Source organism: Paraglaciecola marina (genome assembly GCF_004360155.1).
Taxonomy (GTDB): Bacteria; Pseudomonadota; Gammaproteobacteria; order Enterobacterales; family Alteromonadaceae; genus Paraglaciecola; species Paraglaciecola marina.
Genome location: NZ_SAIS01000007.1, coordinates 203580 through 221298, shown reverse-complemented (window position 1 = coordinate 221298; position 17719 = coordinate 203580). Strand labels below are relative to the sequence as shown.

The 17719-nt window shown below is 40.5% G+C and carries 11 protein-coding genes; 7 read left to right on the top strand and 4 right to left on the bottom strand.

All coding sequences use genetic code 11. The annotated features are described in order from the left end of the window. The first annotated feature begins 36 nt into the window (after positions 1-36). Entirely contained in the window at positions 37-2010 is a 1974-nt protein-coding gene (locus tag EOK74_RS11840; protein ID WP_239024098.1) for a tetratricopeptide repeat-containing sulfotransferase family protein, read from the top strand. 72 nt (positions 2011-2082) lie between these two features. Here the strand turns inward: EOK74_RS11840 and EOK74_RS11835 are convergent, their stop codons facing one another. From EOK74_RS11835 to EOK74_RS11820, 4 genes are all read right to left on the bottom strand, one after another. Then, positions 2083-3966, bottom strand: a complete 1884-nt coding sequence (locus EOK74_RS11835) for a CocE/NonD family hydrolase (protein ID WP_133470215.1) — start codon at positions 3964-3966, stop codon at positions 2083-2085. Positions 3967-4164: 198 nt separating this feature from the next. After that, positions 4165-5526, bottom strand: a complete 1362-nt coding sequence (lysC, locus tag EOK74_RS11830) for a lysine-sensitive aspartokinase 3 (protein ID WP_133470214.1) — start codon at positions 5524-5526, stop codon at positions 4165-4167. A gap of 225 nt (positions 5527-5751) precedes the next feature. Then, complete coding sequence (locus tag EOK74_RS11825) at positions 5752-6654, bottom strand: sensor domain-containing diguanylate cyclase (protein WP_133470213.1); 903 nt, start codon at positions 6652-6654, stop codon at positions 5752-5754. Next, positions 6644-7453, bottom strand: a complete 810-nt coding sequence (locus tag EOK74_RS11820) for an alpha/beta fold hydrolase (RefSeq protein WP_133470212.1) — start codon at positions 7451-7453, stop codon at positions 6644-6646. The genes EOK74_RS11825 and EOK74_RS11820 overlap by 11 nt, the downstream gene beginning before the upstream one ends. 317 nt (positions 7454-7770) lie before the next feature. On the opposite strand from EOK74_RS11820, the gene mutS reads away from it, so the two are divergent. The 6 genes from mutS (at position 7771) to EOK74_RS11790 (ending at position 17615) form a co-directional block, all read left to right on the top strand. Further along, complete coding sequence (mutS, locus tag EOK74_RS11815; RefSeq protein ID WP_133470211.1) at positions 7771-10353, top strand: DNA mismatch repair protein MutS; 2583 nt, start codon at positions 7771-7773, stop codon at positions 10351-10353. A gap of 12 nt (positions 10354-10365) precedes the next feature. Beyond that, a complete protein-coding gene (locus EOK74_RS11810) occupies positions 10366-10752 on the top strand; it encodes an MAPEG family protein (RefSeq protein ID WP_133470210.1) in 387 nt (128 codons plus the stop codon). A gap of 196 nt (positions 10753-10948) precedes the next feature. After that, positions 10949-12580, top strand: coding sequence for a CTP synthase (locus EOK74_RS11805; protein ID WP_133470209.1), 1632 nt, complete (start codon positions 10949-10951; stop codon positions 12578-12580). A 52-nt stretch (positions 12581-12632) separates the two neighbouring features. Further along, positions 12633-13931: a phosphopyruvate hydratase gene (eno, locus tag EOK74_RS11800; protein WP_133470208.1), complete on the top strand. Its 1299-nt coding sequence runs from the start codon at positions 12633-12635 to the stop codon at positions 13929-13931. A gap of 105 nt (positions 13932-14036) precedes the next feature. After that, positions 14037-14681 (top strand): hypothetical protein, encoded by a 645-nt coding sequence (locus EOK74_RS11795; RefSeq protein WP_133470207.1) that lies wholly within the window; start codon positions 14037-14039, stop codon positions 14679-14681. Positions 14682-15299: 618 nt separating this feature from the next. Beyond that, positions 15300-17615 (top strand): TonB-dependent receptor, encoded by a 2316-nt coding sequence (locus tag EOK74_RS11790; protein WP_133470206.1) that lies wholly within the window; start codon positions 15300-15302, stop codon positions 17613-17615. The last annotated feature ends 104 nt before the right edge of the window (positions 17616-17719 follow it).

Here is a 17719-nt window from a genome sequence, read left to right as displayed (position 1 = left end):
ACAAAAATACAAACCAGAATGACATTGAGGTAACACGTGAATACTAACGCCAGCCAAACCGATTTAAATGTTGACGAAATAAAACGTGCATTACAGTCAAACAATATCGATAAAGCTATACAATTAGCTCAAAAGTTATTAGCAACAGCACTTCCTGTAGAAGCAAAAATAGAAGCTAACTATTTACTTGCCGTAGCTCAGCGTAGCAAAGGGAAAATAGCAGAAGCAACAAAAACCATCGACCAGTTAATTAACTTAAACCCTAATCATGCCAGAGCCTACCAAGAGCTAGGTTATCTAAGTTTAAGTGCTGCAGATAAACCCAAGGCTGCCATGGCATTCGCAAAAGCCACACGTTTGAATCCTGCACTTCTAGCAAGTTGGCAAAAATTAGCGCCTTTGTATCAAGAGTATGCACAAACATCAGGACAGCAGGCCGCTGAACAAAAAATAGCACAACTTTCAACGTTACCTGTCGAAATACGTGGCGCACAGGATTTAATGTATGAAGGAAAATTAGCACTTGCGGATACTGTTTGCCGGCGTTTTCTGCAAAAGCACAAGCATCATGTAGAAGCTATGATGCTACTCGCCGAAATTGGTCTTAAATTAAAGCTATACCATGAAGCTGAGTTTCTGTTAGAAAGTTGCATTGAAATACACCCAGATCACTTAGATGCAAGATTAGCACTGGTGCAACTATTCTCTAAGTTAGGTAAATTTTCACAAGCTAAAGAGCAGGCTCAATTATTACTGAGCAAACAAGCAGAGCACCCTCAATACCTTGCAGCAAAGGCCGGGGCTATGGTGGGAATTGGAGAAGTTGAGCAAGCTATTGTTATCTATCAGCAGATACTTAAACAACATCATAATTTACCTGGTATGCAACTATTATTAGGTCACGCTCACAAAGCAAATGGAGACATAAAGCAAGCTGTTACCGCCTATCAAGCGGCTTACACTATTCGAGCTGACTTTGGTGATGCCTATTGGAGTTTAGCTAATACTAAAACTTATCGCTTTACCAAACACGAGTTAACGCAAATGCAGGCCCAACTAGAAAAGCCTGATGTCAAACAAGACGACAGGGTACATTTTGAATTTGCATTGGCTAAAACCTATGAAGACAGCAAACAGTTCGATATCGCATTTAATCATTACAGACAGGGGAATAAATTAAAGAATCAGCTAAGTCATTATTCTAAAGCGAAACTCAGTGAACAAATTAATGCGCAAAAATCGGTATTTACATCAGCCTTTTTTGAGTCTCACAAAAATGTTGGAGACAACAACCCTGCGCCTATATTTATTCTTGGATTACCTCGAGCGGGCTCTACATTGCTTGAACAAATCCTCGCTTCTCACTCTCAAGTAGATGGCACTATGGAGCTACACAACATACTAGGGCTAGCTGCAAAGTTAAGCAGTAGTAAAGGTGGCTACCCACACATAGTAGAACAAATAGACAACACCTATTTCGCCAGATTTGGACAACAATTTATCGAACAGACTCAATGTTACCGCCAAGGCGCAGCGTTTTTTATAGATAAAATGCCAAATAACTTTATGCACATCGGGTTAATAAAATGCATATTACCTAATGCCAAGGTCATTGATGCAAGGCGAGACCCAATTGCATGTTGTTTCAGTGGATACAAACAACTATTTGCCGAAGGCCAAGAGTTTTCTTACGACTTAGAAAACATGGCTCACTATTATCAATCTTATCAGTCACTAATGAAGCACTGGGAGGAAGTGTTACCAGGGTTTGTGTTGCGAGTGCAGCACGAAGATGTAATAGAAGACTTAGAAGGTGAAGTTAGACGAATGCTCGACTTTTGCCAATTACCTTTTGAAACAAACTGTTTAGATTTTCATAAAACCAAACGTACAATTAAAACCCCTAGCTCAGAACAAGTGCGCCAACCAATTAATAGTACCGCCAAAGACCAGTGGAAAAACTTTGAGAAAAACTTAACCCCACTCATAAGAGCTTTCACTTCAAAATGATAACCAACAGTACCGACAAAGTAACCTATGTTTTCTTTGTCGGTACAAAAATACAGTTACGTCCAAAAGCTCCTAATGTTCAATTACTCTAAACGTAATAGCACTAGGGTATTGTTCACTATGGTAAAGCCTGTGTTGCGCTTTTACATAGTCTTCAGGCTTAGCTTCAAAGATGTTATCAACGTATTTCTGTGGGTTCATATCCATAAACGGAAACATGCTGCTTTGCACTTGAATTTGCAACTTATGCCCACGCTTGATGGTGTGCAGAACATCAAGTAGCTCAAACTTCACCAAGGTAGGCTTATTAGGCTCAAAGGGTTCTGGCTGACTCATACTGTTTCTAAACCGGCCGCGGATGATGCCCCAACGCACTAACTCATGACGGTTACCTGTCTCTTTGTCTACTTTATTTGAAGTTTCATCTACACCAGGAAACACATCCACCAATTTAACGACAAAGTCACCCGCACTTTGGTCAGTAGACACCCACAAATCGATGTCAATTGCACCAGCAATGGTTTGGTCTTCTGTTGCTACCTCACCGTTAAACACTAATACGTCTGTGCGCCGAGCAGTAAAGCGTTGATCTTCGGCCATATAAGGTCTGTCCCAGCCGCGACTTACTTTATCTGAATGAGGAACAGGTTTACTTGGATCACTAATGTAATCACTCGAACCACCCAATGACTCTTTTTGAGTTAGCAACTTTTCTCCAGCGCCCATATATAACACAACATCCTCACCTTGCTCAGGAGGCCAAGTATCGAATTCACGCCAGCGATTAGCGCCTGTTTCGAACATAGTAGCGGTAGCTAAGGGTTCAGCTTTTGTACCTTTTAGATTATGTTTGAAAAACGGCAAGAGAATATGCTCTTGAAACCATGCACTGGTATTAAATCCAAACTGAGCTTCGCCCATTTTACTACCATCTTTAGCATTCCATTGGCCGTGATACCATGGGCCCATAATGATATGAACATTGTCTTTTTTATTACCTTTAGACATTTTCTCATAAGTAGCGAGTGGACCATATAAATCTTCAGTGTCGTACCAGCCCCCCACAACCAAGGTGGCAGGTTTTACATTTTTAAGATGGGGTAATACATTACGCGCCTGCCAATATTCATCATAATTAGGATGCTCTGTTAGTTCATTCCAGAAAGGTCGCTCCCCATGAAAATAATCTTTATTAACGTTGCTTAAAGGCCCTAATTTACGGAAAAAGTCATAGCCGTCAGGAGTTTTTGATTTCATACCTTCTGGCCAATATGCAAACTGTCCTTCACGCTGCTTATCAAAGGTATCGAAGAAAATAAAAGCCATAGGTGTAGAAAATGCGCCATTACGGTGAAAGTCATCGTAAAACCAGTTGGCAATTGGGGCCTGAGGAGAAATAGCTTTAAGCGCTTTATGGCTGTTAATAGCTCCAACCGAAGTATAATAACCAGGGTAAGAGGTGCCCCACATACCAACTTTGCCGTTGTTGTTTGGGACATGTTTAATTAACCAGTCGATAGTGTCGTAGGTATCTGTGGCATCATCTACGGCATCACCACCTTTGTCACCGGCATCCTGCGGACGCATATTGACGTACTCACCCTCAGACATAAACTTACCACGGACATCCTGAAACACAAAAATAAAGCCTTCTTTTTCAAAAATATCGCTCGGCCCTAATTTGGTTTTGTATTTATCAGCACCATAAGGAGCAACACGGTAAGGAGTGCGCTGCATTAAAATGGGATATTCTGATGACTTATCGTAAGGGACGTACACAGATGTAAATAGCTTTACACCGTCTCGCATGGGAATTTGATATTCATATTTAGCAAAGTGTGAGCGAATGTACTCTGCTCTTTTGTCTGCTTCTTTAGTCTCTGCAGCATGTACAAATGCTGTCAACATCATGTAACTACATAACGCTATAAAACCGAATAAGGCTTTCTTATTCATTAAGTTATCCTTCAAAATTAAAATAAAATTTTCGGGCGCAACCTTACTATTACTCAAGAGTAAACTCTAAAAGAAAGTGTATTAAATTGTAAACTAGGAAAAGGTATTGAATGCCAGATACAAAAAAACGCCACGTGTGGCGTTTTTCAAATCAATCTCTATAAAACTAGGCTAACTATAAGCCTGAGTTAATCGTTTTTAAGTAAACAAAGCATCATGCAAGGCACAGACAACATCGCTGCTATCTTTATCACTTACTAATACAGACAAGTTATGAGGGTTAGCACCATAACAAATCATACGTAAATTATAATCTGCTACCGCAGCAAAAATCTTACTCGAAACACCAGCGGCGCTGTGCATATTGTTGCCTACCACTGTTACTAGGTCATAATTTTCTTCTACTAGTACCTCACAAAATTGCCCCAGCTCTTCAATAGTTGCCTGGTTTAAACGCTCTAAAACAGAATTGGCGGGGTTATCTAAGGTGAAAGATACACAAATTTCTGAAGTTGTTATTAAATCAACACTCAATTTGTGCTTCGCAATAATAGTAAATACTTTTTGCAAAAAGCCTTGTGCATACATCATTTTTGGCGTTTTCACTGTCACCATAACCTGCTCTTTGCGACGGGTAATTGCGCGATATGCGGGTTCAGTTTCACAGTCCTTAACAATCCAGGTTCCGCCCTTTTCTGGCTCTCTACTAGAACCAACAAACACTTTAATATTTTGACGTAACGCTGGCTCCATAGTCGCAGGGTGAAGTACTTTAGCGCCAAAGGTTGCCATTTCTGCCGCTTCTTCAAAACTCAATTCTGGTAGAGGTCGAGCTGCGTCTGTAATACGTGGGTCTGTGGTATACACACCAATAACATCGGTCCATATTTCACAGGTAGCAGCATCTAATGCTTCAGCTAGCAAAGCCGCAGTAAAATCTGAACCACCGCGGCCAAGTGTGGTGGTATTACCATCAGCATCAGAGCCAATAAACCCTTGAGTTACAAACACTGTGTTTGCCAAAGAAGGCTGCATAATACTTTGTGTTGCAGTTTTGATTTGCTCTAAATCCGGAGTTGCTTTACCAAACTGATTATCAGTTTTAAGCACGTTGCGAACGTCAAAGTTTTCAGCCACCACTCCTACTTGTTTTAATACCTGACTAAACAACAGAGATGACATTCTTTCACCATGAGATAACAAGGCATCCTTTAAATCAGCTCGATGAATAATTTCTTCATGTAAGGCTAAATCAGTTAGCGATGTTAATAATTGTTCTAATTTATCGACAACTTCATCAGCATTCTCTAAGTCAGCTACTATGGCATATTGAATCGCTTCGATATCAGCTAACCTTTGTCTAATTTGCTCTTTAGACATTGCAGTATTAGCAATATCAACCAATAAATTAGTGACACCGGCAGATGCACTTACCACAACCACACGTGTTGCCGGATTGTTTTTAACTATATTGGCGCAATTTTCCATCGCTCCAAAATTTGCCACACTGGTGCCGCCAAACTTGGCGACATTGATATTATTAAGGTCTGAATTACTCACTATCTAGATACACTATTTAACAACTTCATATGGCGCTGAAAATAGCAGTTTTGCAAGCAATTACAAAGTAAAAGTCGTCTAAAAGTTCAGCTATTTTGGAATAGTATATTCAGATTATCGGACTAGCTGGATAGGATTTGTTCAAATTTGAATATTAGAGTGGGCTAGGCACTGCACATTTCAACATACAAAATACTTTATGCTTTTACTAATTTAAAATTGAGATTAATAAAATACAGTTTTATTACGTCCAGAATTTTTTGCTCGATACAATGCATCGTCCGCTTTACTGGTAGTATCACGTAAGTTTTGAGATCCATCACTTAACATGCCACCAATACTAACAGTAACAGGAATCTGATTAACTTGAATTCTAGATATCAAGCTATGTAGGCGTAAAGCTTGAAATTTTGCATCTTCAATATTTATATTTGGAAGCAATAAAATAAACTCTTCTCCTCCAAAACGTGCAACTAGGTCCGTCTCTCGGCCAAAAGACTTTAACTGACTACCCAGTTCTTTTAACACACGGTCTCCTTCCAAGTGTCCGAATGTATCATTTATATTTTTAAAATGATCAATATCAATAATAAACAGCGCAAAAGAGTAACCATATCGCTTAGCTTGTTTGATAAGCTGCGGAGCTCTTAGGTTAAATTCCCGTCTATTCGTGAGGCCTGTTAATTCATCTGTTGATGAAAGAGACTGCAGGACTTTGGTTTGTGCTTCTAATTCTTTACGAGTTTCTATTAATTCATTATAGAGTTGATCACGTTTGCTGGCGTTAAAAAAGCTCCAATAAATTCGTTTTTTCCTATCCATCCTGGCACTAACAATAATAGAGACCCGGTCACCATCACCGTCTATTAGAGCTAATTGCATTTCTTCACAATTTCCTTCATGAACTAATAATGGCATTAAATAACTTTCACAAAAAATTCTAGATGAATGGGTAAACAAACCATCAGAACTTGTCCCAAGTAATTCTTCCGTCAACAAATTAAACTCATCGGAAAAATAACTATTCGCATAGATAATACAACGGTTTTCATCCGTAATTAAAAATCCAGATTGAAACAGATCAGGAGTAACATTTTCTACACAATCAAATTGATACTTAGTCGCCAATGTATTCTCTTAAATGTTGATTAACAATTTCAGGCTGGGTCATATGTAAACAATGTCCTTCGGCATCAATGATACATAGCTTGGCCTCAGGCAACTGCTGCTGCATATAATTACCTATATCTACAGAGGCCAAGGCGTCTCGAGCGCTTTGAAAAATGATGACTGGGTGCTTAGCGTCTTTCAATAGATAACGGTAGTCAGAAAAAAATGTCGCTTCTGCAAATGACTTTGCAATGAGCGGGTCCGTTGAACAAAAACTACCAGACAATTCTCCTATAAGCTCATCGGACTGGCTCCCCCCCATAACAAGAGGGGATAAATAATTCGCCCAACCAATATAGTTTTTATCCATCAAACCTAGTAACTCTTCTAAATCTACTTTTTCAAAACCTCCAAAATAGTCTGGTTTAATATTTAGGAAACAAGGGGATGGGCAAACCATAACTAGCCGTTTAAAGTAGGCAGGCTGTTTAATTGAGGCTATTATCCCAATCATACTGCTAACAGAATGGCCTACAAAAATCACGTCACTTAAGTTTAAGGCTTCACAGATTTCAAGCACGTCTTGAGCATACCCCTGCAGTGAACTGTAACGCTCTTGGTTATAATAAGATAACTGTGAGTTTCCTGAGCCTACATAATCAAAAAGAACGACTTTGTAGTGAGGTATTAATGCAGGAAGCATAAATCGCCACATGTTTTGATCACAGCCAAATCCGTGAGCTAAAAGCAAAGTTGTTTCACCGGAACCATGTATGCTTATGTTATTTCTAGTGATAATTTTTTGACGTAAGTCCAAACATACCACCTATAATCTTTATAGTTAACGTTAAATATAATTTCGCATTTATTAGGAATCAACTCAAACGGAGCACATGCCGCAAACTGATTTACCCTAAATGTTTTATTACTTCTAAAGCTTGAGACTAGCCCTAACTGGCTAAGCAAAGTATTATTAGCAACAAGAAAGAATTACCTGAACAAGGCCGTGTATATTTTTAGCACAAAAAGACCAGAAAATTAACCCTACTATTTAATTACTGGTAATACACATTTTGTCAGTGTATCAATGTCCAAAAATCAACAAACAACTCCAAAAGAACCCATATTAATAACATGATTAAATCCTCCGAACACACCCCTATGATGCAGCAGTACTTAACCATTAAGGCTGAACACCCAAATATACTTTTGTTCTACCGTATGGGGGATTTTTATGAGTTATTTTTTGATGATGCTAAAAAAGCATCTGAGTTATTAGATATATCGTTAACTGCCCGGGGTAAATCTGGCGGTAATGCCATACCCATGGCTGGCGTACCTTATCATGCAGTTGAAAATTACCTTGCTCGCTTAGTCAAAATGGGACAGTCGGTAGCCATAGTTGAGCAAGTGGGTGACCCAGCTACTAGTAAAGGCCCGGTAGAACGAAAAGTTCAGCGTATTGTCACTCCAGGAACTGTTTCAGATGAAGCCTTATTAGAAGACAAACAAGACAGCATTCTTGCTGCTGTGGTGAGCATAAAAAAACAAAGCAAAACGTTTTTCGGTTATGCCACCTTAGATGTATCCACCGGACGCTTTGCGTTAAGTGAACCTCAAGATTTAGACGCACTAATCGCCGAAATTCAACGCACTGAACCTGCGGAGTTGCTATACCCAGAAGACTTTGAGTTTTTTCATCTAATTGAGCAGCGCAAAGGCTTAAGACGCAGACCCCAGTGGGAGTTTGACTTCGACACCGCATGTACTCAATTAAACCAACAATTCGGTACCAAAGAATTAAACGGTTTTGGCGTCACCAACAGTAAGATTGGACTTTGCGCCGCCGGGTGCGTAATGCAATACGTTAAAGATACCCAAAGGAGCGCCCTACCTCACATTCGTAACATAGTGCTAGAGACAGAGTCTGATACGGTACTCATGGATGCAGCTACTAGGCGTAACTTAGAACTCACTCAAAACTTAGCTGGCGGTAGAGATCACACCCTAGCCAGCGTGTTAGATAAAACCTCTACGCCTATGGGTAGCCGATTATTGCAAAGATGGTTACACCGCCCATTAACCGACACCAAAATTTTAAAACATCGTCAAGCAAACATTAAATCTTTGTTAAATAGTGATTACCCGCAATTGCAAAGTTCTCTAAAACAAGTGGGTGACATGCAACGAGTTTTAGCGCGTTTGGCCTTGCGCTCAGCTCGCCCCAGAGACTTTGTAAGATTGCGACAAGCCTTTATATTACTACCCGACATTCAGGATTTTGTTACCGAACAATCTGCTGAATCAGCCAATACAGGTTTAATGCAATTAGCCAACGATATAAGCCAGTTCCCAGCATTTTCCGACTTATTGACCCAAGCCGTGGAAGAAACGCCTCCTGTTTTAATACGTGACGGCGGTGTTATCAAGACTGGGTACAATAAGGAGTTAGACGAACTAAGAGCTCTATCTAAAGGCGCCACAGATTATCTTGATGAATTAGAACAAAGGGAAAAGGAACGTACCGGTATTGCAACCCTAAAAGTAGGTTACAACCGAGTTCATGGTTATTTTATAGAAGTAGGCCGCAATTACGCTGATCAAGTGCCTGCTGAATATGTGCGCCGTCAAACCCTTAAAAATAATGAACGTTACATCATACAAGAGCTAAAAGAACACGAAGATAAGGTATTAACCAGTCAAAGTAAATCGTTAGCCTTAGAGAAACGTTTGTACGAAGAATTATTCGACATACTTTTGCCTGAGCTATCTCGGTTAATGTTAAGTGCAGATGCTTTGGCAGAATTAGATGTATTAACTAATCTGGCTGAACGCGCCGAAAGCCTTAACTATCATTGTCCAGAATTAACCCCCCATGCGGGTATCCATTTTGAGAAAGGCCGGCATCCTGTGGTAGAGAATGTAATGAATACCCCCTTTATCGCCAACCCCATAGCCATTAATCCTCAACGCAGGATGTTAGTAATAACAGGGCCAAATATGGGAGGTAAATCTACATATATGCGCCAAACTGCTTTAATAGTTTTAATGGCCTACATAGGTAGCTTCATTCCGGCAGAAAACGCGCAAATCGGCCCTATTGACCGCATATTTACGAGGATTGGCGCATCAGACGATTTAGCCTCTGGCCGCTCCACCTTCATGGTAGAAATGACAGAAACCGCCAATATACTGAATAATGCAACCGCTAATAGTTTAGTTCTGATGGATGAAATCGGCAGAGGTACTAGCACCTACGACGGTCTTTCTTTAGCATGGGCATGTGCCGAGTATTTAGCCCGCAAATTGCAGTCATATACATTATTTGCAACCCATTACTTTGAATTAACTCAGTTGGCAGAGACCCTAGCTGAACTTGCAAATGTGCATTTAGACGCGGTTGAGCACCAAGATACCATTCGTTTTATGCACGCAGTTCAAGAGGGCGCAGCCAATAAAAGTTACGGTTTGCAAGTAGCACAATTAGCAGGCGTTCCTAAAAGTGTGATCCAACAAGCAAAACGCAAACTAATAGAATTAGAGAGCCAAACGAGTGATAATCCTGTTGCTCCTCAAAAAAAGGAGCTACAACTTGACCTTCTCAATTCCATAGATGAATTACGTTTAAGTTTAAAACAGATAAATCCAGATGATTTAAGCCCAAAGCAGGCTTTAGAGTATTTATACCAACTTAAAAATTTAGCAACAGAAGATTAAAAGGAGACTGCCTTGGAATTACCTGCGATTGTTACCCTGTTAGCATTGTTAGAATATCTATTTTTTACATTTAAAGTGGGAATGGGCCGTGAAAAATATGAAGTTGAGGCTCCGGCTATTACTGGCAACCCAACGTGGGAGCGTATGTACCGTGTACAACAAAACACGTTAGAGCAACTCATTGTATTTATCCCTGCTTTATGGGTGTTTGCTTATTTTGCAAGCCCAGTTTTAGGGGCCGCGATTGGTGTGCTATTCTTAATAGGGCGACCTATCTACTACTTTAGCTATGTAAAAGATCCTGGCGCACGAGCTGCTGGCTTTATTTTAGGCTTTTTCGCTAACGTGATATTAATCGTAGGTGGTTTGGGGCGAGCCATTTATACACTTATAGGATAAATTCCATTCTGAATTAGTGTGTTCACAAAATTGACATACCATATGTCTTTTATTTTAGATTATTCTTTGTCTGTGAAAGCAGTTTTGTTTATACTACGCCCCCGTCCGGTAATGGTTTATTCTTAATTAATAATAAGAAATTCAAACCAACTTTACAGAAATCTATTCAATTCAAAACGCCTATACTAGGGTTCTTATGACAAATTATATTTTCGTCACAGGTGGTGTGGTTTCATCACTTGGAAAAGGTATTGCAGCAGCCTCTCTTGCTGCAATTCTAGAAGCACGGGGCCTCAAGGTCACCATGTTAAAGCTTGACCCCTATATTAACGTAGACCCGGGTACCATGAGCCCGATACAACACGGTGAAGTTTTTGTAACCGACGATGGTGCAGAAACAGATTTAGACTTAGGTCACTACGAACGTTTTATTCGTACCCGTATGACCAAGCGCAACAACTTCACCACGGGCAGAGTATACGAAGAAGTCCTAAAACGTGAGCGCCGCGGTGATTACTTAGGTGCCACCATTCAAGTTATTCCACACATTACTAACGAGATAAAACGCCGCGTAATTGAAGGAGCTGAAGGTGTAGACGTTGCAATAGTTGAAATTGGCGGCACGGTTGGTGATATAGAGTCACAACCCTTCATTGAAGCAATACGCCAGTTAGGTGTTGAAGTAGGCCGTAACCGCGCCATGTTTATGCATCTCACTTTAGTTCCTTATCTTGCAGCATCTGGTGAAGTAAAAACTAAACCCACTCAGCACTCAGTTAAAGAGTTGCGTTCGGTTGGGGTACAACCTGACATTCTTGTTTGTCGTTCAGAAGTCCCTTTACCCTCAAATGAACGTTCTAAGATAGCGCTGTTTACCAACGTTATCGACAAAGCGGTTATTTCATTACGTGATGCTGACAGCATTTACAAAATACCAGCTATGTTAAAAGCACAAGGTATGGATGAGTTAGTCACCGAGCGCTTCGGTTTAGAGTGCCCAGAGGCAGACTTAACAGAATGGGAACAAGTACTTTACGCTGAATCTAATCCAACCAATGAAGTAACAATTGGTATGGTGGGTAAATATGTAGAACTTCCCGACGCTTATAAATCTGTAAATGAAGCGTTAAAACATGCAGGCTTGAAAAACCGCCTTGCTGTTAATATAAAATATGTTGACTCTCAAGACATTGAAAGCAAAGGCGAGCATATATTAGAGGGGCTTGATGCCATACTCGTTCCTGGAGGATTTGGCGAACGGGGTGTAGAAGGTAAGATTGCTGCAGCAAAATATGCCCGTGAAAACAAAATACCCTATTTAGGTATCTGTTTAGGTATGCAAGTGGCGCTTATAGAATATGCCCGTAACGTAGCAGGTATGGATAACGCCAACAGCACTGAGTTTGACCCAGAGTCACCTTATCCTGTTGTCGGTTTAATTACCGAATGGTTAGATGCAGCAGGTAGCACTGAGTCTCGTAGTGAAAACTCTGACTTGGGTGGCACCATGCGTTTAGGTAGTCAGTTATGTCATCTAATACCGGGCAGTAAAGTTCACGAAATGTACGGTTCATCTGAAATATACGAACGCCACAGACACAGATACGAAGTAAATAACAATTTACGTGGAAAAATCGAAGCTGCGGGTTTAAAAGTTACAGGCCTGTCTACAGATAAACGTTTAGTAGAAGTAATAGAAGTACCCGATCACCCTTGGTTTGTAGCAGGGCAATTTCACCCTGAATTCAACTCGACCCCAAGAGATGGTCATCCTTTGTTTGAAGGCTTTGTAAAAGCCGCAGGGGAATATTTTAAGAGTCACAATTAGTTGGGTCGATCGAATCGACCTTTTCATTTTTTAATAATGTAAGGCAACAACCATGTCAAAGATAAGCAAAATTATTGGCCGTGAAGTTATGGATTCACGTGGTAACCCAACCGTAGAAGCAGATGTATATTTAGAGTCTGGTGCAATGGGACGTGCATGCGCACCGTCTGGCGCATCAACCGGTTCACGTGAAGCCCTAGAATTAAGAGATGGCGACAAAAGCCGTTATTTAGGTAAAGGTGTACTTAAAGCTGTCGCAGCCATTAACGAAGACATTCAATCAGCACTTATCGGCGTAGACTCATTAGATCAAGCTAGCATTGATAAAATCATGATCGATCTAGACGGCACAGAAAATAAAGAAAAATTCGGTGCAAACGCTATTTTAGCAGTATCGTTAGCTGTAGCTAAAGCGGCAGCAATTTTCAAAGGTATTCCTTTGTATCAACACATTGCAGACCTAAATGGGACACCGGGTGTGTACAGCATGCCTGTGCCTATGATGAACATCATCAATGGTGGTGAGCACGCAGATAATAACGTTGATATTCAAGAGTTTATGGTACAGCCAGTTGGCGCGCCTAATTTCACAGAAGCCCTACGTATGGGTGCTGAAATATTCCATGCACTTAAGAAAGTTTTAACAGCAAAAGGTTTAAACACTGCTGTTGGTGATGAAGGTGGATTCGCACCTGATTTAGCTTCAAATGCTGACGCACTTGCGGTAATCAAAGAAGCGGTTGCAGCTGCAGGTTACGAATTAGGTAAAGACGTTACATTAGCGATGGATTGTGCCGCTTCTGAATTTTACGACGCAGAAAAAGGTATTTACGACCTTAAAGGCGAAGGCAAGCAATTCACTGCCAACGAATTTTCAGACTTCTTGGGCGAGCTTTGTAAAGAGTACCCAATCGTTTCAATTGAAGATGGCTTAGACGAGTCAGATTGGGAAGGTTTTGCTTACCAAACTAAATTGTTAGGTGATAAAGTCCAAATCGTTGGTGACGATTTATTCGTTACAAACACTAAGATTTTAGCCCGTGGTATTGAAAACGGTATCGGTAACTCAATCTTAATCAAGTTTAACCAGATTGGTTCACTAACTGAAACATTAGCGGCTATTAAAATGGCTAAAGATGCTGGTTTTACAGCTGTTATCTCTCACCGTTCAGGTGAAACTGAAGACGCAACTATTGCGGATTTAGCAGTTGGTACCGCTGCAGGTCAAATTAAAACAGGTTCACTATGTCGTTCAGACCGTGTAGCTAAGTACAACCAATTACTACGTATCGAGCAAGAGCTTGGTGACGCAGTAAAATACAATGGCCGTTCTGAAATTAAAGGTCAGTAAATCCTAGATTTGCTTTTTACTGCAAAAAAACTGCATTTAAAGCCCGTAAGAGTATAAAATGGCCGGCTATTGCTGGCCATTTTTGTATATATACACTTTTAAAACATGCTTACCCCCTCATCAAAACAGGTAGATATATTTTCTGACGACAAGCGTCAGCAGCATTTTGCCGAGTTGTGTAATGCCCTTTACGAACGTGAGCTAGCCAGCCTATCCCAACAAAAATTCAACAACATCAGTCTATTACAACGTAAAATAGCAGGCCTTAGACATCATATTAAGCGAGCTGCCTACAGCTTATTGCAATATGACTCTCCTCTAGAAGTGGATTTACACAATGCGAGTTGGCAAGCCAAACAAGCAGCAAAGTGTATGGCCGGTAAAGCAGATGCCGATAAAACCGAGCAATGGTATTTTGACAATGTTAAAATTGGTCGTTGTATTCCTATTCACGTGGATACCCTAGGTGCTGAACATATTGAGTTGGATTCAGTAGACAGAATCGATCTTGAAAACGCAAAGTTGCACGCCAATAAGTTTGGTTGGTTCGCTTTTAACGGTACGTTTCTTGAAGATAGCCCACGTCAAATTGAAGTACTAAATGTTAAGTTACTCAAACCTAGCAAAGCCATACTAACCGCAGCTTGTTGCGGCCACCATTGGAATCATAAAGGCCGTTCTCAGCAACGGGCACTATCTCTTAGAGAGTTGTTGTTGTCTTTATCGATAGACTGGAAAACATTCAAGTAAGTTTGTTTTTTAGAAGCATTCACTTTGTTTAAGTATTTGATCCGCGTGCTGGGGATGATTACTTCGTCATTTATGTGCTTTGCAAACAAGGCATTGCAAAGCGACGGTGCAGGTAATTCGTACACTAAGTTTATGCACTTCGTTCACCACAACCCATTGTGTTTTACAAACAAGCTCCTAAAGCCCTGCATTCATACAGTTAACAAAAAGTTGTTTTGCCTCTATCAGGCTGTCTGATTATCCAATTAGTTTTTAGGGAAATTAGGCTGGCGAATAGTCAAACATATGGCTTAGTTACAAGTTAAAAAGAAAGACTGCACACTTCAAAAATCTGAACTCAATTAGCTAATCTGCGGAAAAATGCACCAGTACCGTTCAATAATACAGCAACAATGAACTAAATTGGACCAAAAGGTCTAAATTAACACTCTAAAAATAAGTTAACCTATTGTTTTAATTTAACTTTCACTCCTTGGCCCAGTTGATGCTGTAGCTGGTCGTCGCCTTGATGAATCGGTTTATAGCAGTACGTTTTGTTCAAATGACACACATAAATAACTATGTACAACTAAATGCCCGTTGGGATTTTTCTAAAAAAACAATAAATGAGAGGAACAAATGGAATATAGGCAGTTTAGTAAAAGTGCAATTGCGATAGTAGTCACAGGATTACTTTGTACTCCATTTTTAGCATATAGTGCTGAAAATGTATTAGAGAAAATAGAAATTACCGCACAAAAACGCTCACAAAATATCAGTGATGTGGGTATCGCTGTTACCGCATTTAGTGGTGAACAACTAAAAGCCTTGGGGCTAGATGAAAGTACCGAAATAATTGCCTACACCCCTGGGGTATCTTTAGCAGGTGATATTGGAGGGCAAAGAGCAATTTTCAATATCCGAGGAGTGGTGCAAAACGATTATGCAGATATGGCCGAAACCCCAGTAGCTGTATATATAGACGGAGGGTATTTAGCCAGTACTCAGGCGCAAACCTTTGGACTGTTTGATGTGGCTCGAGTTGAGGTATTAAAAGGGCCTCAAGGCACTTTATTTGGTCGTAATGCCACAGGCGGCCTAGTCAATACCATCACCGCAAAGCCTACCGAAGATTTTGAAGCTTATGCAAATTTTACTGCTGCCAGCTTTGAACAGTTCCGCTTAGAAGCCGCAGTATCTGGCGCGTTAACCGATGGCATAGCAGGGCGCCTCTCTTTATATAGCAATGTTCAAGGTGAAATTCTTGAAAACGTCTACGAAGACTCAGCTGAGCCAGACATCCGTGCAGGCTCTGTCGGTGGCGGACAAGATGGTTACAATGATGATACCCAAGCCATTCGCGGACAATTAGACTTTTCATTGGGCAACAATGGTAGCTTACTACTAAGCGCTAATTGGGCTGATACCGTAAAAAGTGAAGGCCCCTACCAAGTCATCAACACCACAGAAGTTAAAGATGCCAATGGTAACGTAATAGACGTGATTTATGCAGCTGATGATCCACTTGGTTGCGACACGATTCAGTTAGGTGAATGTATTGACGGTAACTTTAATGGTGACCCATTTAGACCGGTACAAGGGGGGGACTTTAACGGTAACTTTGACCCAGATGGTTCAGGTGAGAAGGTGAATAAAGACTTCGCCTTTGATGATCAAAATAAAATATCATCTCAAGGATTAGCTGCCACCCTAGAATACGGATTTGATAGTGTCGATTTCTTTTCTATGACTGACTACAAATACTTTGAACGATCAATCGGCCTAGACTCTGACCAAACTGCTTCACCAGAGTTAATTTTTCAATCTTATAGTGAAATATCTCAAATCAGCCAGGAGTTGCGCTTTTCTGGTGAAACCGACGATATGCAATGGGTAGCAGGGCTATATTACTTAGGTATAGACACTGATTACAGTCAAGGTTTAGCCGCTTCACCTACAGCTTATTTTCTTGGTGGCGAAGAGAACAACACCCTAGTAGATCTGAGCACTGATTCTTACTCAATATTTGGTCAATTTGATTACGCCTTTAACGATAACTATGTACTTGTGGGTGGCTTACGCCTCATGCAAGAAAATAAAAACATGTTGGGCAATGTATATCAAAATACCAATACAGATGACCGAGTAGTCGAAATAGATACCAGCAGTGCTTCCCTTGAAGTGTATGATCAAGATAACGATCAAGATTTATGGTCGGCGAAATTACAACTGGAATACTCAGTTGACAACAACCTCTACTACTTTGGTGTGAACCGAGGTGTTAAAGCCGGAAGCTTTAATGCCCCATTGTTTGGTGGGTTTAGCAGCTATGACCCAGAAGTTTTAATTTCCATAGAAGCAGGAATGAAACTTGAACTTTGGGACGGTGCAGGTGTGTTCAATGCCAGTATTTATAATTACGATTACACTGATTATCAGTCATTTTCTTGGGTCAATAACTCTGGTGTCGTATCTAACGAAGAAGCAAGCTTTCAAGGACTTGAAGCTGAACTATTCTTAACGCCAAGTAAAAGCTTAGATGTGATATTAAGTGCATCTTATACAGACGCCACGGTTGAAAACTTAGAAGTAGCTGACGGTGTCTTTAAAGATACAAAACCCGCTTTTACACCAGAATATCAAGCAGCGGTGATACTTAGATACAATTGGGATCTGGATTCAGGAAACATAGCGGCTCAAATTAGTGGCTCCTATCAATCAGAGACATTCCACAATGCTCGTAATTTCACAGCCCACGAAATTGAATCCCATATCAAAGCAGATTCTAGAGTGACTTGGACTGACGATGTTTGGAGTTTAGTGGCATATGTGGATAACCTGTTTGATTCGGATCACGAGATCATTGGTTTTGACGTAACAGGATTCTATGGCACGACCCAAATATCCTACGCCAAACCACGTACGTTTGGTTTAACGGTTGAACGTAAATTTTAACCACAGAGCGAACTAAATAACCGGCTACTCACCTAGTCGGTTAATTCAATTGTAAGTTCGGTTTTAACAGTTTCAGTTTAAAAGAAAACGTTTATATAAAGGTT

Bases quoted from the DNA above. Each gene is read 5' to 3' on its own strand.
- EOK74_RS11835 (WP_133470215.1), bottom strand. From the start codon at position 3,966: ATGAATAAGAAAGCCTTATTCGGTTTTATAGCGTTATGTAGTTACATG.
- mutS (WP_133470211.1), top strand. From the start codon at position 7,771: ATGATTAAATCCTCCGAACACACCCCTATGATGCAGCAGTACTTAACC.
- EOK74_RS11805 (WP_133470209.1), top strand. From the start codon at position 10,949: ATGACAAATTATATTTTCGTCACAGGTGGTGTGGTTTCATCACTTGGA.
- eno (WP_133470208.1), top strand. From the start codon at position 12,633: ATGTCAAAGATAAGCAAAATTATTGGCCGTGAAGTTATGGATTCACGT.
- EOK74_RS11795 (WP_133470207.1), top strand. From the start codon at position 14,037: ATGCTTACCCCCTCATCAAAACAGGTAGATATATTTTCTGACGACAAG.
- EOK74_RS11790 (WP_133470206.1), top strand. From the start codon at position 15,300: ATGGAATATAGGCAGTTTAGTAAAAGTGCAATTGCGATAGTAGTCACA.